Raw genomic sequence first — 20,423 nt, forward strand, 5'->3', positions numbered from 1 at the left:
AGGGTGTAGGAAATGACTGTACAAGAAATTTCACGAGTGATCGATGGCAAACGTGTTATTGTGAAGAAACCTGAACTGTTAATCCCTGCGGGTAACTTAGAAAAATTAAAAGTAGCTATCCATTACGGGGCAGATGCTGTATATTTAGGTGGACAAGAATTTGGTCTTCGTTCGAATGCAGGTAACTTTACGCTAGAAGAAATGGCAGAAGGCGTTGAGTTTGCAAAGAAGTATGGAGCAAAAATATACGTAACAACAAATATCTTTGCACATAATGAAAATATGGACGGGCTAGAGGAATATTTAAAAGGGATTGAAAAAGCTGGCGTAACGGGAATTATCGTTGCTGATCCGCTTATCATTGAGACTTGTAAACGCGTAGCGCCTTCTGTTGAGGTGCATTTAAGCACACAGCAATCACTATCCAACTGGAAAGCAGCACAGTATTGGAAAGAAGAAGGTTTACATCGTCTTGTATTAGCTCGTGAAGCAAGCTATGAAGAAATGAAAGAAATTAAAGAAAAAGTGGATATTGAAATTGAAGCGTTCGTCCATGGTGCAATGTGTATCGCATATTCAGGAAGATGTACATTAAGTAACCATATGACAGCGCGTGATTCTAATCGTGGTGGTTGTTGCCAATCTTGCCGCTGGGATTATGATTTAGTTCAAACAGTATCACAACATAAAGATGCAAAAGAGCTTCCTCTATTCCAAGAAGGAGATGCTCACTTTGCGATGAGTCCAAAAGATTTAAATTTAATTTTATCAATTCCAAAAATGATTGAAATCGGAATCGATAGCTTAAAGGTAGAAGGACGTATGAAATCAATCCATTACGTAGCGACTGTAGCAACTGTATATCGTAAAGTAATTGATGCGTATTGTGCGGATCCAGATAACTTTGAGTTTAAACAAGAATGGTTAGATGAGCTTGATAAATGTGCAAATCGTGATACAGCTCCTGCATTCTTTGAAGGGGTTCCAGGACATCAAGAGCAAATGTTTGGAAATCATAGTAAGAAAACAACGTATGATTTTGCTGGTTTAGTGTTAGATTATAATGAAGAAACGGGCATCGTAACGATTGAGCAACGTAATCATTTCAAACCAGGACATGAAGTGGAGTTCTTTGGACCAGAAATAGAAAACTTTACGCAAACGGTGGAGAAAATTTGGGATGAGGATGGAAACGAATTAGATGCAGCGAGACATCCGTTGCAAATCGTGAAATTCAAAGTGGATCAACGAGTGTATGTGAATAATATGATGCGCAAAAGCATACTTCAATAAGAAAGAGTGATAGTCGAATGGGGACGAATAAGCCTGTTGTAATTGGAATTGCTGGTGGTTCGGGATCAGGTAAAACGAGTGTAACGAAAGCGATTTTTGACCATTTTAAAGGTCATTCTATTTTAATCTTAGAGCAAGATTATTATTACAAAGATCAAAGCCATTTACCAATGGAAGAGCGTTTAAAAACAAATTATGATCATCCGCTTGCGTTTGATAATGATCTGTTAATTGAACATTTGCAGCAGTTGCTTGCATATGAGCAAATTGATAAGCCTGTATATGACTATACATTGCATACGCGTTCAGAAGAAATTATTCCGGTTGAGCCGAAAGATGTAATTATTTTAGAAGGAATTCTTATTTTAGAAGACCCACGTCTTTGCGAGTTAATGGACATTAAATTATTCGTTGATACGGATGCTGACCTTCGTATTCTGCGCCGCATGCAACGTGATATTAAAGAGCGCGGTCGTACGATGGATTCAGTTATTGATCAGTACGTAAATGTTGTACGTCCAATGCACAATCAATTTATTGAGCCTTCTAAGAAATTTGCGGATATTATTATCCCTGAAGGTGGACAAAACCACGTTGCAATTGATATTATGGTGACAAAAATTGCAACAATTCTTGAACAAAAAGTAAATTTGTAATAGCATAGTAAAAGATATACGGTAGGAAGGGATTTTTTCCCTTCTTATCGAATACAATGAAACATGCAACCTCATCTATATATAGGTGAGGGCATATTTATATCAACTTTCCATACATATCTTCTTTATATAAAGAAGAATTGGAAATACGGGGTTGTATGTGACAACTCCGCTAGTGCAAGGGTACTAGAAACCTCCGCTAACAATGGAAGCGGAGGAGTTTTCATATGGAACTCCTCTTTTTTTTCGGGGGATTGGTATATAAAAGGAGTGGAAAATATGTCAACAGAAAAAACATACCCTATGACGCAAGAGGGTAAGCAAAAACTAGAGAACGAACTTGAGCAATTAAAAACAGTAAGACGTAAAGAAGTAGTAGAACGTATTAAAATCGCACGTAGCTTCGGGGATCTTTCTGAGAACTCTGAGTACGATGCAGCGAAAGATGAGCAAGCGTTCGTAGAAGGACGTATTACACAATTAGAAAATATGATTCGTAACGCAGTTATCATTAAAGATACTGGCGAAGTATCTACTGTTGTTACATTAGGTAAAACAGTAACATTTAAAGAATTACCAAACGGAGATGAAGAAGCGTATACAATCGTAGGTAGCGCGGAAGCTGATCCATTCGAAGGAAGAATTTCTAACGATTCTCCAATCGCAAAAAGCTTATTAGGTAAGCAAATTGGTGAGAAAGTAACAATCCAAACACCAGGCGGAGAAATGCAAGTAGAGATTGTCTCTGTAAAATAAAAAAAGATTCTCCTATCGGGAGAATCTTTTTTTTCTATAGAATGAAAAAAATTGTGTAAACCTTAGAGTGATTCGACAAAAAATGTCAAAAAAACACTTTAAGCTTTGATATCATAATTAGAGACCATAGGTTTTAAAAGGGAAAAGGGGCTAATTATGAAACATAAAATCTTTACAGGATTGGTTTGTAGTATCTCCATATTAGGACTTGCTGCATGCGGAACGAATGAAGAAACTACATCATCAAAGGGAGAAAAAGTGAAGCAAGAAGAAAAAAAGGATATTAAAGCAACTGAGAGTTCAAAAGCCTTAGAAAATCCACAAGATAAAAAGGAATTTAATGATTTTGATGTAGCGTATCAATTAGCAATTGTCATGAAAATATTTCAAGATGTAACGATTAAGTATGATTACGCAATTGGGAATCCAGATTATTTATTGCGAGATTCGATGGATCAAAAAACAATAGATGATATGAAGAATATGTTACAAGAACAGGCGAAGAATAATGATAAAATTTTAAAAGATGAAGTGAATCAAGCATATACATATTTAAAACAATCGAAAGTAAGTAATAAAGATGATATTCAAAAAATAATAGATGCACAAAATAATTATTTACATATTGTAGATAAGATGATTACTTGTATTGATTCTGTAACAGTTGAGAATGCAAAAGAAAAAAGAAATGAAATGGATAATCTTAGTAAGGATTATTTAAAAATAGCGGCTAATGTAACAACCACTGTAATTGAAGTTGCTAAAAACACTGGAGTGAATGAAACTGAATTTAGATCGCTTCTTATGAAATTTTTAGAGAAGCCAAAGAAACAATAATAGCCTTATATAATATCTGTTTTTGTTTTGGAGATTGTATAAATAAAATAGTACCTCGTCTAAACTACAATAGACGAGGTGTTTTTTATGAAAATAAAACGGAGAATTACAATTGTTTTAATTTGTTTTATGTGCGTTATGTTTGTATTGCTTTGTCGTTTAATCCAAATTCAAATTATAGATACAGAATCATTTACTGATCGCAAAATAAATTTAATTGAAAAAAGTGTTACGCAACGTACACAATCCATTACAGTAGACGATGGACGTGGGCAGTTTATAGATCGTAATGGTAAAAAAATAGGTGAGGAAAAATATCCTGTTTTAATTATTTTTCCATTTTTACAAATAAAAAATGACATGTTAGAGAAAATCGCGCATATCATTGGTGTGTCGAGACAAGAGATTAGAAGACAAATGAAAAATAATAAAAATGCATTTACACTACAAGGAGAAACTGCTCCATTTCGAGTGACACGAGAACAGATGGAGAAGGTAAATGAATTACATGTATTAGGTATTGTAGCAGCTGAAGTGCGATTAAAACAAACTGGAGAGATAAATCATTTAATTGGTGATGTAGGGGAGAACGAAAGGGAGTTTCAAAAGCGATATGGAGAATTGAAAAGAATCTCAAAACAAACGCCGATAGGTATTTCAGGATTACAGCAATCATTTGATGAATTTCTATTGACTGATGGAGAGGCAAAAGTATTATATCAAGTAGATCGGCAAGGAGAACCAATTTTCGGAAAGCAAGCGAAATACACTTCACCAGGAAATCCATTTTATCCAGTTAGGATTCAAACTACTTTACATAAAGAGTTGCAGCAAAAAGCAGAAGAAGTGATTGAAGCGAACGAAATAAAGAAGGGGGGACTAGTATTACTAGATGTAAAGACAAATGAAATATTAGCGATGGCTAGTAAGCCGTCTTTACAAGTAAGGGATGAGAATTTATATAAAACTACACTTGAAAATCAAATGTTAACGCCACATTTTCCAGGCTCTGTTTTTAAAACAGTAGTTGCAGCTGCAGTCATTGATCAAAAAGTAAATTTGTTTAATCGGACATTTAACTGTAATAAAGATTTATATGGTGAAAACGACCCGCAAGTTAGGATGGGTACACTTAACTTTAAAGAGAGCTTTGCTAGGAGTTGTAACAGGACATTTTCCGAGTTAGGTAACGAGCTATTACAAAAGGATAAGACGGTGCTAGAAACATACGTAGCAGCTTTAGGAACAAATGAAAAGGTTGGATGGAAAGGTTCTGTATTTCATACACCTCATTTTGAGCAAATGCCAGAAGAAAAGGGTACTACTATTTGGGGGAATGAAGAAAATAAAAATAGTAAAAAAGCGGTAGAACAAACAGCAATTGGACAGAAAGATGTACGTATATCACCTCTAGCAATTGCAAATATGATGGCGACGATTGCGAGGAATGGAGAAAAGATGGAAGTGAAAGCAGTTGAAAAAATAGTATATAAAAATGGAGCGGATTTTTTTACATTTGAGAGCCATACGTTAAATGGAAAACAGCTTTCGTATGAAACAGTGAAAACATTACAAGAGTTATTAAGAGGCGTTGTAACAAGGGAGAAAGGAACAGGAACGGCATTCCGTTCGTTGCCACTAAGTGTCGCTGGAAAATCCGGGACAGCGCAAACAGGGAAAGGGACGAGGGTGAATCGCTGGTTTGCAGGTTATTTTCCGTATGAGAATCCAAGATATGCTTTAGTTGTTGTTGATCTAGAGACTGATAGCAAAGTGAATAAAGTTACACCTATTTTTAAAGATATGGTGGGAGCAATCTATCAATTGGAGAATGAAAAGTAATCTTGCAATTTATAGTGAAATGTCTTCATTTCATGAAAATATCATTGTAAATGTTCAACCTTTCTAGATTTAATGTTACAATAGCAATTAGGAAAAACTGCATGGAGGTTTGGAGAATGGCAGGAGGATCAAGATTCCAACAGAAACAACAAAAACGTCGTCAAAACGGTGTTTTAAATATTGCAATCGCTATTGTATTACTATTAGTAGCTATTGTAGCATATCAATTGTTCGTTCCTAGTACGAAAGAGCAAGCATCTTCTACTGATAAGAAAGTCTCTCAACAAACAACAAAGAATGAGAAAACTGGAAAATCAGAAGATAAAGAATCTGCTAAGAAAAAGAAAAAGAACAAGAGCAAGCAGAAGCTAAGAAAAAAGCTGAAGAAGAGAAGCTAAAGGCTGAAGAAGAACAGAAAAAAGCTGAAGAAGAAGCGAAAGCTAACGAGAAAGTATCAGCTGAGAAAACTGTATCTAAGGCAAAAGAGGCGTATACAAAACCTTCTTGGAAAGCTGTAGGAACAGAACAAGGTTCATCACCAGCGATGACGTTTAAACAGGGTTCATCAGATTGGAATGAGATGCAAAGTGCAATTGCTGCAGGTGTTGAAGTACCGAAAGAGCAATTAGTATTCCATTTTGTTGGAAGAGACAAAACTGGAAAGAGCAAAGCTTATGGTGATGTTCAAGATAAGCAAAGTGGGAAAAGATATTATGTAAATATTGATTGGGTAGACAATGAGGGCTGGAAACCAGTACTTGTTCAAACTCTAAACTAAAAAAGAGAGGCTCCTTAGGAGCTTCTCTTTTTTGTTAACGCAATTTCTTTAATTTAAAATGAACAACCGCGCTATAATACGGTTTTTTGCTTTCAGGATCCATAACCATTTGATGTGAGATGTGATGAACTTCAAGCATAAGTGCTTTATTATTATCAATTTGTTCACTAATTTTTCGTTCTAAAGAAGCTAAGTCTCCCGCTTCAAAAAACTCTACTTTATCTTCTAACATTTCAAAGGTAAATGACATGAAGACGGCCCCTCTCCTATGTAATCAACTATAGTGTAACAAAGAAAAGAAGGAAATACCATGTACATTTCAATTGACATTTTTAGAAAGAGGGAATATCATACTGATAAAACCGATAAGAAAAAGGGGAATTTTTATGGGTACAGAATTTAATGGTTTATTTGATGAGTGGGCTCATACGTACGACTCATTTGTACAAGGCGAAGATATACAATATAAAGAAGTTTTCGCCCATTATGAGGACATTCTAGAGGATGTAGTTAACAAGTCATTTGGTAATGTATTAGAATTTGGTGTCGGTACAGGTAATTTAACAAATAAATTATTACTTGCTGGCCGCACAGTTTACGGTATAGAACCGTCGCGTGAAATGCGCATGATTGCAAAAGAGAAATTGCCAAAAGAATTTTCAATTACAGACGGTGATTTTCTTTCGTTTGAAGTTCCAAATTCAATTGATACCATTGTAAGCACCTATGCATTTCATCATTTAACAGATGATGAAAAAAATGTAGCGATTGCGAAGTATAGTCAATTGCTAAACAAAGGTGGTAAAATAGTGTTTGCTGATACGATATTTGCAGATCAAGATGCATATGATAAAACTGTTGAAACAGCAAAACAAAGAGGTTTCCAACAGTTAGCAAACGATTTGCAAACGGAATACTATACACGTATTCCAGTTATGCAGACTATTTTTGAAAACAATGGCTTCCATGTAACGTTCACGAGATTAAATCATTTCGTTTGGGTAATGGAGGCAACTAAGCAATAGAAAGAGGGATTAGATTGAGAATTGCTGTAATTGGAGCAATGGAAGAAGAAGTACGTATTTTACGTGACAAATTAGAACAAGCAGAGACAGAAACGGTTGCAGGTTGTGAATTTACGAAAGGGCTATTAGCAGGGCATGAAGTAATCTTGTTAAAGTCTGGTATTGGTAAAGTAAACGCAGCGATGTCAACGACAATTTTATTAGAAAAATATAAGCCTGAAAAAGTAATTAATACTGGTTCAGCTGGTGGATTCCATCATTCTCTAAACGTTGGTGATGTAGTTATTTCCACTGAAGTTCGTCACCATGACGTAGATGTAACAGCATTTAACTATGAATATGGTCAAGTACCAGGAATGCCGCCTGGATTTAAAGCTGATGAGGCGTTAGTTGCATTAGCTGAGAAATGTATGCAGGCTGAAGAAAATATTCAAGTTGTAAAAGGTATGATTGCAACAGGTGATTCATTTATGAGTGATCCGAACCGCGTTGCAGCCATCCGTGATAAATTTGAAAATCTTTATGCGGTAGAAATGGAAGCAGCAGCTGTTGCACAAGTATGCCACCAATATGAAATTCCGTTTGTTATCATTCGCGCACTTTCTGATATTGCTGGTAAAGAATCAAATGTTTCATTTGATCAGTTTTTAGATCAAGCAGCTCTTCATTCTACAAACTTTATCGTAAAAGTGTTAGAAGAGTTAAAGTAATGTAACAAAAAGGCAACTGTCTCATATAAAGAAAATACATACAGTTGCCTTTTCTTTATTGGCAAACAAGGGGGAGAACACGATGAATGTATATCGTGGAGTTCATGAGTTAATTGGTCATACACCAATTGTAGAAATTACTCGTTTTTCACTTCCGAAAGGAGTCCGTTTATTTGCAAAGCTTGAATTTTATAACCCAGGCGGAAGCGTTAAGGATCGTTTAGGAAGAGAATTAATCGAAGATGCGCTAGAAAAAGGGCTTGTGACCCAGGGTGGAACAATTATTGAACCGACTGCTGGGAATACTGGTATTGGACTGGCACTTGCAGCATTAGAACATGATTTACGTGTTATTGTTTGTGTACCAGAGAAATTTAGTATTGAAAAACAAGAATTAATGAAAGCACTAGGTGCAACGGTCGTGCATACACCGACTGAGCAAGGAATGACCGGTGCAATTGCTAAAGCAAAAGAGTTAGTAAATGAACTACCGAATTCATACTCTCCAAGTCAGTTCGCAAATGAGGCAAATCCTCGTGCATATTTTAAAACACTAGGACCTGAACTGTGGGACGCATTGAATGGAGAGATTAACATATTTGTTGCTGGAGCAGGAACTGGCGGTACGTTTATGGGGACTGCATCTTATTTGAAAGAAAAAAATATAGATATTAAAACAGTTATCGTAGAGCCAGAAGGATCTATTTTAAATGGTGGTAAGGCTGGTTCACATGAGACCGAAGGAATTGGACTGGAATTTATCCCGCCATTTTTGAAGACATCTTATTTTGATGAAATTCATACGATTTCTGATCGAAATGCATTTTTACGAGTGAAAGAATTAGCGCAAAAAGAAGGACTTCTCGTTGGGAGCTCTTCAGGAGCAGCATTTCATGCGAGCTTACTGGAGGCCGAGAAGGCAGCACCAGGTACAAATATTGTAACGATTTTTCCTGATAGCAGTGAGCGCTATTTAAGTAAAGACATATACAAAGGATGGGAATAAAAAATGAGAGCAAAGACAAAGTTAATTCATGGTATTCGCATAGGAGAACCTTCAACTGGATCTGTAAACGTACCGATTTATCAAACAAGTACGTACAAACAAGAAGCAGTTGGTAAGCATCAAGGATATGAATATTCACGTACAGGTAACCCAACACGTGCAGCTTTAGAAGAAATGATTGCTGTATTAGAAAATGGGCATGCTGGATTTGCATTTGGTTCAGGAATGGCTGCTATTACAGCGACAATTATGTTGTTCTCAAAAGGTGACCACGTTATTTTAACAGATGATGTTTATGGCGGAACATACCGCGTTATTACGAAAGTATTAAACCGTTTCGGTATTGAGCATACATTTGTAGATACAACAAACTTAGAGGAAGTTGAAGAAGCGATTCGTCCAAATACGAAAGCAATTTATGTGGAAACACCAACGAACCCACTACTAAAAATTACTGATATTAAGAAAATATCTACTCTTGCTAAAGAGAAAGATCTATTAACAATTATTGATAACACATTCATGACGCCATATTGGCAGTCGCCGATTTCTTTAGGAGCAGATATTGTGCTTCATAGTGCAACGAAATATTTAGGAGGTCATAGTGATGTAGTTGCAGGTTTAGTAGTTGTAAATAGCCCACAACTAGCAGAAGATCTTCACTTTGTACAAAACTCAACAGGAGGTATTCTTGGGCCACAAGATAGCTTCTTACTACTTCGCGGTTTAAAAACATTAGGAATTCGTATGGAAGAACATGAAACGAATTCACGTGCTATTGCTGAGTTCTTAAATAATCATCCAAAAGTAAATAAAGTATATTACCCAGGTCTTGAATCACATCAAAATCACGAATTAGCAACAGAACAAGCAAACGGGTTTGGTGCTATTATCTCATTTGATGTAGATAGTGAAGAAACATTAAATAAAGTACTTGAGAAACTACAATACTTTACACTTGCTGAAAGCTTAGGAGCGGTAGAAAGTTTAATTTCTATTCCATCTCAAATGACACATGCATCAATCCCAGCTGATCGCCGCAAAGAATTAGGAATTACAGATACATTAATTCGTATTTCTGTCGGTATTGAAGATGGTGAAGATTTAATTGAAGATTTAGCACAAGCGCTAGCATAATAAAAAATGCACTGCTCTATATTAGCAGTGCGTTTTTTTATTACGTCTATTTTGTGAAGAATTTCACAAAATAGACATACACAAACGAAATGATTTCATGTATATTGAATTCAGGAAACGTTACTCACGAACAAACTTGTGAAACTTTTCACAAACAATGAAATTCATGTAGGAAAGCATCTCTATTTTTTTGTGTTAATTGGGACTTATTTTGACCTACAGGGACATATAAGGACCGTAATAGTAGAATAGGAGGAAATTCACATGGTAGTCAAAGAGAAAGTTGTAAATGAAATGCAGGAAGTAAAAAAGATGATTGATACGCTAGTAAATAATGGTCAACAAGCTTTACAAGCATTAGAAAGTTTTACACAAGAGGAAATTGACAACATTGTTCATGAAATGGCATTAGCAGGTGTTGATCAACATATGCCGCTAGCAAAATTGGCAGTTGAAGAAACTGGCCGTGGTGTATATGAAGACAAATGCATTAAAAATATTTTTGCCACTGAATATATTTGGCATAGTATAAAGCAAGATAAAACGGTAGGGATTATTCACGAAGATCCTCATGAAGAAATAATAGAAATCGCGGAACCTGTCGGTGTAGTAGCTGGAGTAACACCAGTAACGAATCCAACGTCGACAACAATGTTTAAAGCGTTAATTGCGATAAAAACAAGAAATCCAATTATTTTCGCATTTCATCCTTCCGCACAAAAATGTTCTGTGGCAGCAGCGAAAACCGTATATGATGCAGCGATGAAAGCTGGTGCACCAAAACACTGTATTCAATGGATTGAAAGACCGTCTGTTGAAGCGACGAAACAATTGATGAACCATGATGGTGTAGCACTCGTTCTAGCAACTGGAGGCGCTGGTATGGTGAAATCAGCTTACTCTACTGGAAAACCAGCGTTAGGCGTTGGTCCTGGTAATGTACCGTGTTATATAGAAAAATCAGCACATGTAAAACGAGCTGTTAATGATTTAATTTTATCAAAAACATTTGATAACGGTATGATTTGTGCATCGGAACAAGCAATCATTGTCGATAAAGAAATTTATGATGATGTTAAAACAGAAATGATTGAAAACAGTTGTTACTTTGTAACAGAAGAAGAAAGAAAAAAATTAGAAAAGCTCGTTATAAATGAAAATACATGTGCAGTAAATAGTGATATTGTAGGGAAATCAGCACAGTATATTGCCGATTTAGTTGGGATCACTGTTCCTGGACATACAAAAATGCTTGTAGCTGAAATTCAAGGTATCGGAGCAGCATATCCGTTATCCCGTGAGAAACTGAGTCCAGTATTAGCTTGTGTGAAGGCAAATTCATTAGAAGAAGGATTTACATATTGCGAAGAAATGTTGAACCTCGGTGGTTTAGGACATTCAGCAGTTATCCATTCTACAAATAAAGATGTGCAAAAGCAATTTGGGTTACGTATGAAAGCTTGCCGTCTCATTGTAAATGCACCTTCATCACAAGGTGGAATAGGGGATATATATAATGGATTTATTCCATCACTTACACTTGGTTGTGGTTCATACGGAAAGAATTCAGTTTCCCAAAATGTAACAGCGACTCATTTATTAAATATAAAAAGGCTGGCAAATAGAAAAAAGAATATGCAGTGGTTCAAACTGCCACCAAAAATTTATTTTGAAAAACATGCTACAGCTTATTTAGCAAATATGCCTAACATTTCACGTGCATTTATTGTAACGGACCCCGGAATGGTTGAACATGGCTATGTCGATACAGTCGCGCACTATTTAAACAAGCATGCAAATGATGTGAAAGTTGAAGTTTTCTTTGAGGTCGAACCAGATCCATCAGATGAAACTGTTTTTAAAGGTGCGGAAATGATGAAAAGCTTTAAGCCAGATGTAATTATCGCACTTGGTGGTGGTTCAGCTATGGATGCAGCAAAAGGAATGTGGTTATTCTATGAGCATCCAGAAACGACATTCTATGGCATTAAACAGAAATTTTTAGATATAAGAAAACGTACATGTAAATATCCGGAATTAGGAAATAAGGCGCAGTTTGTTGCGATTCCAACGACATCAGGAACGGGATCAGAAGTGACACCATTTGCGGTTATTACAGATAAGAAAAATAATATAAAGTATCCGCTCGCAGATTATGAATTAACACCAGATGTAGCAATTGTTGATCCACAATTTGTAATGACAGTACCACCACATGTAACAGCAGATACTGGTATGGATGTTTTGACACATGCAATTGAGGCGTATGTGTCTGTTATGGCAAATGACTATACAGATGGATTAGCATTAAAAGCTATTGATCTCGTATTCAAATATTTACCGAGAGCATATAAAGATGGAAATGATGAAGAAGCAAGAGAAAAAATGCATAACGCTTCTGCAATTGCAGGGATGGCATTTGCAAATGCTTTCCTCGGTATTAATCACAGCTTAGCACATAAGATTGGACCAGAATTCCATATTCCGCACGGACGCGCAAATGCCATTCTAATGCCGCACGTAGTCCGCTATAATGCTATTAAGCCAAGAAAACACGCATTGTTCCCAAAATATGAGCACTTTGTGGCAGATGAAAGATATGCACATATAGCGAGAATGCTCGGGCTTCCAGCAAGTTCGGCAGCAGAAGGGGTGGAATCACTCGTCCGAGCAATTATTGAGCTTGGAAAAAGCTTAAATATTAATATGAGTATTGCGGGACAAGGGGTCGATAAAGAGCAATTTGAAGAGGTTGTTGGAGTATTAGCAGAAAGAGCTTTTGAAGATCAATGTACAACTGCTAATCCAAAGTTACCGCTTATTTCAGAGCTGAAAGAAATTTATATGGAAGCATATAAAGGTGAATAATGATAAAAAAAGAGCCGCAGTAAAAGCGGCTCTTTTTTTATTGGAAAACATCTCCCAGAATGGCTGTATTTACTGGTCTTTCAGTTTCATAGAATATGATACAGTGAAATGGAGGAGTGAGAATATAATGAAAGAATTAAAAGGAAAAATAGAAGATTATACTCGGTTTGGACAAATGCTTCTCGCTGTAAGTACATTGTTAATGGTTGGCTTATTGATTCCGAGTGGAGCAAAAGAGACAATCCAATTTTTTGTTATGATGGGGAGCATCGTTATATTTTTAAGCTTATCGTTCTTTTTCTTTCAGCGTGTGAAAGTGATGCGTGACCAGCTAGAGGAAAATGAATGTGAATAATATTGTTAACTAGAGCGCAGCGAAAAGAAAAAATCTTTTTGTCGCGCTTTTTGTTTTTTTGTAGGAAAATATATGCCTTTCGTGTTGACAATGATAATCCTTATCAATTAAAGTAGAATAGTAGTTAATGATTATCATTATCAATTAGAGGTGAAGGAATGAAAAAATCTATTACGCTATTTACAGCGATTTTATCTATTTTTTTCTTGTTAATAGGTTGCAGTGCCAAAGGGGACGAAAAAGCGTCTGCAACCAAAACAGAAAAAGGAAAAGAGAAAATCGAAATTACCGACCTATCAGGAAGAAAGGTAACATTCGATAAAGTGCCAGAAAGTTTTGCAACATTAAGTATGGGGGACATGGATATTATTCATGCTTTAGGTGGAAAAATAGTAGGTCGCCCGGATACGAAATTAACTCTTCCGGATGAGCTAAAGAAAGCACAAGTAATTGGGAATGCACATCAACCGAATTTTGAGCAAATTGCTAGTTTAAAGCCCGATGTACTTGTTGCTAACAATGGATTCCAAAAGAATGTGCCAACGGTTGAAGGACAAGGAACGCAAGTTATCATTTCTTCTGCGAATTCTGTACAAGATATTCAAAAAAATATTGAATTATATGGAACGGTAATGAAGAAAGAAGATAAAGCAAAAGAAATTAATCAAAAAATGAATGATCAAATGAAGAAATATGAGAAAAAGAGCGATGTGAAAGCATTGCTAGTGTATGGCGCACCAGGAACTTATTTAGCGGCATTACCAACATCTTTATCAGGTGATATTTTAGAAAAAACAGGCGGAAAAAATATTGCTTCTGATTTTCCAGAAACGAAAGAATATCCGCAATATGCACAGCTAAGTGTAGAACGTATTATTGAGGCGAATCCAGATGTGATTTATTTAATTACACACGGAGATCCAAAAAGTGTGAAAAAAGCATTCGAAGGCGAAATGATGAAAAATGAAGCGTGGAAAAATTTAGAGGCAGTAAAACAAAACCGCGTAGTTATTTTGCCACCTGATTTATTTGGATCTAATCCTGGTACAAAAGTTACAGAAGCAATGGACTTTATGTATAAAAGTATACAAGATGTAAGGAAATGATACTATGGAAAGTAGTGAAGTAGTAAGAGAAAAGGAACATCCTTTTGCGAAAAAAAGATGGATAATAGCAGTTACTTTAGTTGTATTAACAATCCTAGGTCTCTTTTACGGTCTTTTCGCAGGAAGTTTATCCTTTTCTGTACGAGATATTCTAACGGGTATACAAGATGAAGGTTCGACAGTTCATCGAATTGTATGGGATCTTCGCATACCGAGAGTGCTCATTGGGTTTATAGTAGGAACATGTTTAGCTGCATCTGGTACACTGCTACAAGGAGTTATGAGAAACCCTCTTGCAGATCCTGGTATTATCGGAGTTTCATCTGGGGCAGGCCTTGTAGCAATTGTCATCATGATTTTATTCCCACAGCATCTAGCTTTTTTACCACTAGGGGCGTTTTTAGGAGCTTTCATAACAGCGATGGTTATTTATGCTTTATCATGGCAAAAAGGGGCACCACCTTCAAGAATCATCTTAGTAGGGGTGTCGATCAATGCATTAATTGGTGCAGCAACGTCAGCATTAATGTTATTACATAGTGACAAAGTACAATCGGTGTTACCGTGGCTAGCGGGTGGTATTGGTGGTGTAAGTTGGGCACATTTAAATATGATTATTTATTATGCAATATTCGCCATTATATTAGCTTTCTTTGGTATTAAGCATATTCGAGTGTTAATGCTTGGAGATGAAATGGCAAAGTTATTAGGACATAACGTGGAAAAAAGTCGGTTTTATTTAATCGTAGTAAGTACATTATTAGCTGGAATTGCAGTAAGTGTGTCTGGTCTTATTGGATTTGTCGGTCTTGTCGTACCACATATGCTACGTTTATTAGTTGGAAATGATTATAGATATTTGCTACCTTTATCATGCCTTGGCGGCGGGGTATTACTTGTTTTTGCGGATGCAATAGCTCGAAGTTGGTTTGACCCAATCGAATTGCCTGTTGGTATTTTACTGTCCTTCTTAGGTGGTCCGTTCTTCTTATATTTAATTCATAGAGGAGGAAAACAAAGTGATTTCCGTTAACAAAGTGTTTTACGCACACTCTGAAAGATTTCAAATGCAAAATATGAATGTACATATTAAGGCTGGAGAAATCGTTAGTTTAATTGGTCCGAATGGATCGGGAAAATCTACTTTGCTTCGTTTAATAGCAAGGCTACTGAAACAAAGCGAAGGGGACATCATTTTAGATGGGAAAAATATTCATATGATGAAGAGTGCTGATGTAGCGAAGCAATTAGCAATGTTACCACAAATGCATGATCATCAATTAGATTTAACAGTGAAAGAACTAATTGAGTTCGGAAGAGGTCCACATAAATCATGGAGTAGCCACTTAAATAAAGAAGATGAAGAAATTGTTGATTGGGCATTGTCTGTTACAAATCTTGAAGGGTATGAATATCGTCTTTTACATTCTTTATCAGGAGGGGAACGGCAACGTGCTTGGATTGCGATGACGCTAGCGCAACGTACAAATGTCTTATTATTGGATGAACCAACAACCTTTTTAGATATCGTTCACCAGTTGGAAGTAATGGAACTTGTGAAACGATTAAATGAGGAGTTTGGAATGACAATTATAATGGTTTTACATGATATTAACCAAGCTGCTCAATATAGCGATCGTTTACTTGTATTAAAGCGAGGAAAAATTCAGTATGATGGTATACCAGAAGAAGTACTATGCCATGAAATGTTTCAACATGTATTTGGCATAGATGTAGATATTTTTCAGGGAAGTGACAAGCCTTTTTTTACACCGAAACGAATTTCTAAAAGGGGAGAAGAGCGATGCAAACAGAAGAGCGTATTACCATTGAATTAGTAAGAGAATTTGTTATGGCAGCTCACGGGGATTTAGAGAAAGTACAAGAGCTATTGGTTGAATCACCAAGCTTACTTCACGCCTCTTATAATTGGGGTGGATCAGATTGGGAAAGTGCGTTAGGCGCATCGGCACATGTAGGTCGTAAAGATATTGCTCTTTATTTACTAGAAAAGGGTGCTCGGATGGATATTTTTGCAGCAGCTATGCTTGGTGAATTAGAAGTTGTACAAGCTATTTTAGTAGCTCAACCAGAAGCATTGCGCGCATCTGGTCCTCATGGTATTTCTCTTCTTCAACATGCACGAATGGGTGGAGAGAAATCTAAGCGTGTATATGATTATTTAGCAATACTATCTTAATGAACGAAGGAAGTTCTTATGTGCGGTAAACTTTTCACTTGAAACAATTGGAAAGTTTACCGCCCGTTAGAACGGGATAAGTATCTAGTATATTTGAAAATCCTACACCCCCCTCAATTGTAGTTTTCTTTATGCTAGTTATGATATGGATGCAGTGGACAATATTTGTCTACTGCTTTTTTTGTTTCTATAAGATTGAATATTCTGTGTTATGTGGTTGATTCATTTATAATAAATGGTAACACTTATTGTGCATACAAAATATGATTGTGAAATTAAGAAGAAATTAGTAGAAAGGAGTGAAGGAATGTTTCATACAGACCGTTTACAAATTCGTAAATATACAATGGATGATTTACAGTTCTACGCTTCACTATGGGGAAACGAAAAAGTAATGCGCTATATTGGAAATGGGAATTTAAAAACATATATGCAATGTAAAAAAAGTTTGGAAGAGTGGGTAATTCCTAGCTATAAAAACGGCCTCGGTTTATTTGTATTAATTGAAAAGGAAACGGGGATACGGATTGGTCATGCAGGATTAGTAAAGCAGCAGATAGATGGAAAAGAGGAAATTGAAATTGGTTATTGGTTATTACCTCAGTATTGGGGAAAAGGCTATGCGAGAGAAGCAGCGGCAGCATTTCGAGACTATGGCTTCCAAGCGTTACGAATGAATAAATTGATTTCTCTTATTAATCCGGACCACCCCGCCTCAATCTTTGTTGCTAGAAAAACGGGGCTTAGTTATGAGAAAACAACTTCATTTCATGGGATAGATGTTCTCGTTTATTCCATTAGGCGCGTTGGATGAAAAAAGGTTAATTGCATTTTTTGAAGAATGGTATATAAAAATAAAGGAGGGATTACATGTACATTTATCATAATGGACTTATTATTCGTGAGGGGACGAATGGTGTACCTGCATATGCAATTAAGACTTTATTCGAAGATGCCGGTTGGAGCAATGATAATATCCCTTCTTGGCAAATTGAAAAATTCACGATAGCATTTGAAAATTCAACATGGGCATTCACAATTTGGGATGAAGAAGAGATGATTGCCATGGTTAGAGTCATTTCTGATGGAATCATGGTCGCGAACATAGTAAATTTAGTTGTGAAATGTGAATATAGAGGGAAGGGATTAGGTAAGAAACTTGTCGCTCTTTGTTTGCAAAAGCTACCACATGGTGACTGGTTTGCACATACTTCTGCGAACAATTTTGATTTTTATAGAAGCTGTGGATTTGAAGTTAGAGAGCTATCGAGAAATGGAACATGTGCGTATTATGGATATCAAGTCGCGAAAAGAGATGGTCACCGATAAATGAATGAAAAGTAAAAGTTTAGCGAGGTAATTTTGAGGATTTGATAATAGAGAATGGATTGAGGATCGTTTTATGATAAAATAAAAGAAAATTCTGTTTATTATTAGGGGGATAAAAATGAGTATAAAAGTTGGGGATGTATTTAAATATGAAAGAAGATTTACTGAGGAAGAGGTGTTTGAATTTGCAAATATTACCGGAGATAAAGGTAGACACCATGTGGAATATGATGAAAATGGAAGATTAATGGTCCATGGTTTATTGACTGCTAGCATTGGAACGAAAGTAGGCGAAGAATTACATTACATAGCAAGAGAATTAGTAAGTGAGTTTATTAGACCAGTTTTCACAGGAGATACAATCACTTGTGAATTAACTTTAACAAATGTTGAGCAAATGGAAGGTTATAAAAAAGTTTCAATCGAGTCAGTTTATCGCAATCAACACGAAAAGACTGTACTAGTGGGGACAAGTTATGGAATTATAAGGGGATAAAAAAGAAGCCTGTTTAGCAGGCTTCTTTTTTATTATTTAGTAAACACGTTTTCGATTTTCTGCATAACTAGAGATGAGTAATAATGCAGTTTCTTCTCCTATATTACGAACAATATGAGGAACGCATGCATTCCATGAGAAAGAATCACCTTCTTCTACAATTGCAATATCTTCACCGTGCTGAACTTCTAGTTTTCCGCGTAATACAAGGTGACATTCTTCCCCTTCATGGGCATTTGGTGAGTTTTCTTTCGGGAATCCAGTAGGGATTTCTACTAAAGATAGGCGAAGGCCCCCTTGCTCCGCAACATGTTCAATTCTTTGCTCATCTTTGCCGTATACACTGTATTTCCGTTCTTCTTTTTTGACAATTTTTAATCGATCTTTTTGCTCTAACAATAAATAGGGAAGGGGAACGTTTAAAAAATTGGAGATCGTTTCTAAAGTTGAGATAGATGGTGATGTTTTATTATTTTCAACCTGACTCATAAATCCTTTAGAAAGACCTGTTCCCTCACAAATTTGTGCGATTGTTATGCCCCTACGTTGACGAATTTCACGTATTGCAGAACCAATATTCATAAAATCAAGCTCCTTTTTGTAAACAACTATTTGTATCATAGCAAAAAAAATATATTTTTTCCCAGTGAAAATGAATTGACGAATAAAAAAAATTAGTGTATGTTTTGTAATGTAAATAAAGGTTTTGTATAAGAAAACTATAAAGGAGAGAAAGAAATGAATCAACATATTGGTAACTTAATTATTCGTATCGTGTTAGGGGTAACATTCTTCATGCACGGTTTAACAAAATTCCAATCAGGAATTGACAATATTGCAGGGTGGTTTACAAGCATTGGTTTACCAGGAGGACTTGCATACGGTGTAGCAACATTTGAATTAGTTGGAGGCCTATTATTAATTCTAGGTTTAGGTGTAAGATATATTGGATTATTATTTGCACTTGTTATGGTTGGAGCAATCGTAAAAGTGAAATGGTCAGCTGGTTTATTGGGAGATGGAAAAAATCCTGGTTTCGAATTAGAACTTGCATTATTAGCAATGGGTGCATACTTATTTGTTGCAAAAGCTGATGGTTTTGTAGATAATTTCTTAAAAGAAAAAATGTCAAAGAAGAACTAATTTAAATGGGGGGCTAACAAGATGAGTTTTCAACTTCATCCCGATACAACACTGGATGTTGTTCATTTATACGTATCTAATGTAAAGAAATCACTAGAGTTTTATACGGAAGTACTAAGTATGAAGGTGCTAAAAGAAGAAAAAGCAGTCGTTACATTTGGGAATGAAAATGATGAACCACTTCTTATCATTGAAGAAAAGAAAGAAGCTTTTCCGAAGCAAAGAGGAAGAACAGGGTTATATCATTACGCAATTTTATTACCAAGTAGGCAGGATTTAGCGAATGTTCTTCGTCATCTTGTAGAAATGGTATATCCACTACATGGCGGGGCCGATCATTACTTTAGTGAAGCTCTTTATTTAGCTGATCCAGATGGAAACGGGATTGAAATTTATCATGATCGACAAAAAGAAGTTTGGCGTGATGAGAATGGAGAGCTCCCATTTGTTAGTAACCCGTTAGCTGGTGAAGAATTATTGCAGCAAGGAAGTACATGGAGTGGATTTCCAGCTGGTACTGTGATGGGGCATATTCATTTCCATGTAGCTGATTTAGAGGAAGCGAAACGTTTCTATGTTGATGGTCTTGGTTTTGAAGTAACAATCCCAGCTCGTAATGGAGCGTTGTTCGTATCAGCAGGTGGCTATCATCACCATATCGGTTTAAATACATGGCAAGGTGAAGGGGTACCACCGCAAATGCCAGGTTCTGTTGGTTTGAAATATTTCACAATTGTATTAGCGGATGAAAAACAAAAAGAGCAAGTATGTGAAAGCTTAAAAAATATTGGTAAGATTGCTACGTACAAAGATGGAATATTACAAGTCGAGGATCCATTTGGACATTGTATCCATTTCCAAATAAAAGGAGAAGCCTAAAAAGGCT

At 36.1% G+C, this 20,423-nt stretch carries 22 protein-coding genes and 1 pseudogene; 21 read left to right on the forward strand and 2 right to left on the reverse strand.

From position 1 onward, the window contains the following. Nucleotides 1-12: 12 nt before the first annotated feature. From HMPREF1014_RS02500 to HMPREF1014_RS02525, 6 genes and pseudogenes are all read left to right on the forward strand, one after another. Complete coding sequence (locus HMPREF1014_RS02500) at nucleotides 13-1,293, forward strand: peptidase U32 family protein (protein ID WP_000217974.1); 1,281 nt, start codon at nucleotides 13-15, stop codon at nucleotides 1,291-1,293. Nucleotides 1,294-1,310: 17 nt separating this feature from the next. Then, nucleotides 1,311-1,949 (forward strand): uridine kinase, encoded by a 639-nt coding sequence (udk, locus tag HMPREF1014_RS02505; protein ID WP_000537078.1) that lies wholly within the window; start codon nucleotides 1,311-1,313, stop codon nucleotides 1,947-1,949. A 279-nt stretch (nucleotides 1,950-2,228) separates the two neighbouring features. Beyond that, nucleotides 2,229-2,705, forward strand: a complete 477-nt coding sequence (greA, locus tag HMPREF1014_RS02510) for a transcription elongation factor GreA (RefSeq protein ID WP_000102591.1) — start codon at nucleotides 2,229-2,231, stop codon at nucleotides 2,703-2,705. 156 nt (nucleotides 2,706-2,861) lie between these two features. Beyond that, nucleotides 2,862-3,542, forward strand: a complete 681-nt coding sequence (locus HMPREF1014_RS02515) for a hypothetical protein (RefSeq protein WP_000680878.1) — start codon at nucleotides 2,862-2,864, stop codon at nucleotides 3,540-3,542. Between the two features lie 87 nt (nucleotides 3,543-3,629). Then, on the forward strand, nucleotides 3,630-5,384 hold the full coding sequence (locus HMPREF1014_RS02520) for a peptidoglycan D,D-transpeptidase FtsI family protein (RefSeq protein ID WP_000695141.1): 1,755 nt from the start codon (nucleotides 3,630-3,632) through the stop codon (nucleotides 5,382-5,384). 116 nt (nucleotides 5,385-5,500) lie between these two features. Continuing rightward, a pseudogene (locus HMPREF1014_RS02525) lies at nucleotides 5,501-6,162 on the forward strand (YrrS family protein). A 34-nt stretch (nucleotides 6,163-6,196) separates the two neighbouring features. Here HMPREF1014_RS02525 and HMPREF1014_RS02530 read toward each other — a convergent pair. Continuing rightward, a complete protein-coding gene (locus HMPREF1014_RS02530; protein WP_000010982.1) occupies nucleotides 6,197-6,412 on the reverse strand; it encodes a YrzA family protein in 216 nt (71 codons plus the stop codon). Nucleotides 6,413-6,548: 136 nt separating this feature from the next. Here HMPREF1014_RS02530 and HMPREF1014_RS02535 point away from each other — a divergent pair, with 136 nt between their 5' ends. The 13 genes from HMPREF1014_RS02535 to HMPREF1014_RS02595 all read left to right on the forward strand — a co-directional run bounded on the left by HMPREF1014_RS02535 (nucleotide 6,549) and on the right by HMPREF1014_RS02595 (nucleotide 18,394). Further along, entirely contained in the window at nucleotides 6,549-7,187 is a 639-nt protein-coding gene (locus HMPREF1014_RS02535; protein ID WP_000536316.1) for a class I SAM-dependent methyltransferase, read from the forward strand. Nucleotides 7,188-7,201: 14 nt separating this feature from the next. Further along, a complete protein-coding gene (gene mtnN, locus HMPREF1014_RS02540; protein ID WP_001217024.1) occupies nucleotides 7,202-7,897 on the forward strand; it encodes a 5'-methylthioadenosine/S-adenosylhomocysteine nucleosidase in 696 nt (231 codons plus the stop codon). A gap of 82 nt (nucleotides 7,898-7,979) precedes the next feature. Continuing rightward, entirely contained in the window at nucleotides 7,980-8,903 is a 924-nt protein-coding gene (locus tag HMPREF1014_RS02545) for an O-acetylserine dependent cystathionine beta-synthase (protein WP_001103881.1), read from the forward strand. Between the two features lie 3 nt (nucleotides 8,904-8,906). Then, the gene (locus HMPREF1014_RS02550) at nucleotides 8,907-10,040 is read left to right on the forward strand and encodes a bifunctional cystathionine gamma-lyase/homocysteine desulfhydrase (protein WP_001201908.1); all 1,134 of its coding nucleotides are present in this window, start codon (nucleotides 8,907-8,909) and stop codon (nucleotides 10,038-10,040) included. A 264-nt stretch (nucleotides 10,041-10,304) separates the two neighbouring features. Next, nucleotides 10,305-12,908, forward strand: a complete 2,604-nt coding sequence (gene adhE / locus HMPREF1014_RS02555; protein ID WP_000260499.1) for a bifunctional acetaldehyde-CoA/alcohol dehydrogenase — start codon at nucleotides 10,305-10,307, stop codon at nucleotides 12,906-12,908. A gap of 127 nt (nucleotides 12,909-13,035) precedes the next feature. Beyond that, nucleotides 13,036-13,263 carry a YrhC family protein gene (locus tag HMPREF1014_RS02560; protein ID WP_000661265.1) on the forward strand — a complete coding sequence of 76 codons (228 nt, stop codon included), beginning with the start codon at nucleotides 13,036-13,038 and terminating at the stop codon, nucleotides 13,261-13,263. 158 nt (nucleotides 13,264-13,421) lie between these two features. After that, a complete protein-coding gene (locus tag HMPREF1014_RS02565; RefSeq protein ID WP_000748454.1) occupies nucleotides 13,422-14,369 on the forward strand; it encodes an ABC transporter substrate-binding protein in 948 nt (315 codons plus the stop codon). A gap of 4 nt (nucleotides 14,370-14,373) precedes the next feature. Beyond that, a complete protein-coding gene (locus HMPREF1014_RS02570; protein ID WP_000445961.1) occupies nucleotides 14,374-15,402 on the forward strand; it encodes a FecCD family ABC transporter permease in 1,029 nt (342 codons plus the stop codon). Next, entirely contained in the window at nucleotides 15,389-16,207 is an 819-nt protein-coding gene (locus HMPREF1014_RS02575) for an ABC transporter ATP-binding protein (protein ID WP_000626525.1), read from the forward strand. The genes HMPREF1014_RS02570 and HMPREF1014_RS02575 overlap by 14 nt, the downstream gene beginning before the upstream one ends. Then, entirely contained in the window at nucleotides 16,174-16,569 is a 396-nt protein-coding gene (locus tag HMPREF1014_RS02580; RefSeq protein WP_001192763.1) for an ankyrin repeat domain-containing protein, read from the forward strand. Before HMPREF1014_RS02575 ends, HMPREF1014_RS02580 begins: the two co-directional genes overlap by 34 nt. Before the next feature lie 235 nt (nucleotides 16,570-16,804). Beyond that, a complete protein-coding gene (locus HMPREF1014_RS02585) occupies nucleotides 16,805-17,383 on the forward strand; it encodes a GNAT family N-acetyltransferase (RefSeq protein ID WP_000258036.1) in 579 nt (192 codons plus the stop codon). A 56-nt stretch (nucleotides 17,384-17,439) separates the two neighbouring features. Next, nucleotides 17,440-17,898 carry a GNAT family N-acetyltransferase gene (locus HMPREF1014_RS02590; RefSeq protein ID WP_000276114.1) on the forward strand — a complete coding sequence of 153 codons (459 nt, stop codon included), beginning with the start codon at nucleotides 17,440-17,442 and terminating at the stop codon, nucleotides 17,896-17,898. A 118-nt stretch (nucleotides 17,899-18,016) separates the two neighbouring features. Then, nucleotides 18,017-18,394, forward strand: a complete 378-nt coding sequence (locus HMPREF1014_RS02595) for a hotdog family protein (RefSeq protein ID WP_000025015.1) — start codon at nucleotides 18,017-18,019, stop codon at nucleotides 18,392-18,394. A 36-nt stretch (nucleotides 18,395-18,430) separates the two neighbouring features. Here HMPREF1014_RS02595 and HMPREF1014_RS02600 read toward each other — a convergent pair whose 3' ends face one another. Beyond that, complete coding sequence (locus HMPREF1014_RS02600; protein WP_001020693.1) at nucleotides 18,431-18,976, reverse strand: helix-turn-helix domain-containing protein; 546 nt, start codon at nucleotides 18,974-18,976, stop codon at nucleotides 18,431-18,433. A gap of 156 nt (nucleotides 18,977-19,132) precedes the next feature. Between HMPREF1014_RS02600 and HMPREF1014_RS02605 the strand changes: the two genes are divergently transcribed. Together HMPREF1014_RS02605 and HMPREF1014_RS02610 are read left to right on the forward strand one after the other, a co-directional pair. Next, the gene (locus HMPREF1014_RS02605; RefSeq protein ID WP_001071553.1) at nucleotides 19,133-19,537 is read left to right on the forward strand and encodes a DoxX family protein; all 405 of its coding nucleotides are present in this window, start codon (nucleotides 19,133-19,135) and stop codon (nucleotides 19,535-19,537) included. A 21-nt stretch (nucleotides 19,538-19,558) separates the two neighbouring features. Further along, nucleotides 19,559-20,416: a VOC family protein gene (locus HMPREF1014_RS02610; RefSeq protein WP_000009844.1), complete on the forward strand. Its 858-nt coding sequence runs from the start codon at nucleotides 19,559-19,561 to the stop codon at nucleotides 20,414-20,416. Nucleotides 20,417-20,423: the final 7 nt, after the last annotated feature.

It is taken from the genome of Bacillus sp. 7_6_55CFAA_CT2 (assembly GCF_000238655.1).
Lineage (GTDB): Bacteria > Bacillota > Bacilli > Bacillales > Bacillaceae_G > Bacillus_A > Bacillus_A cereus.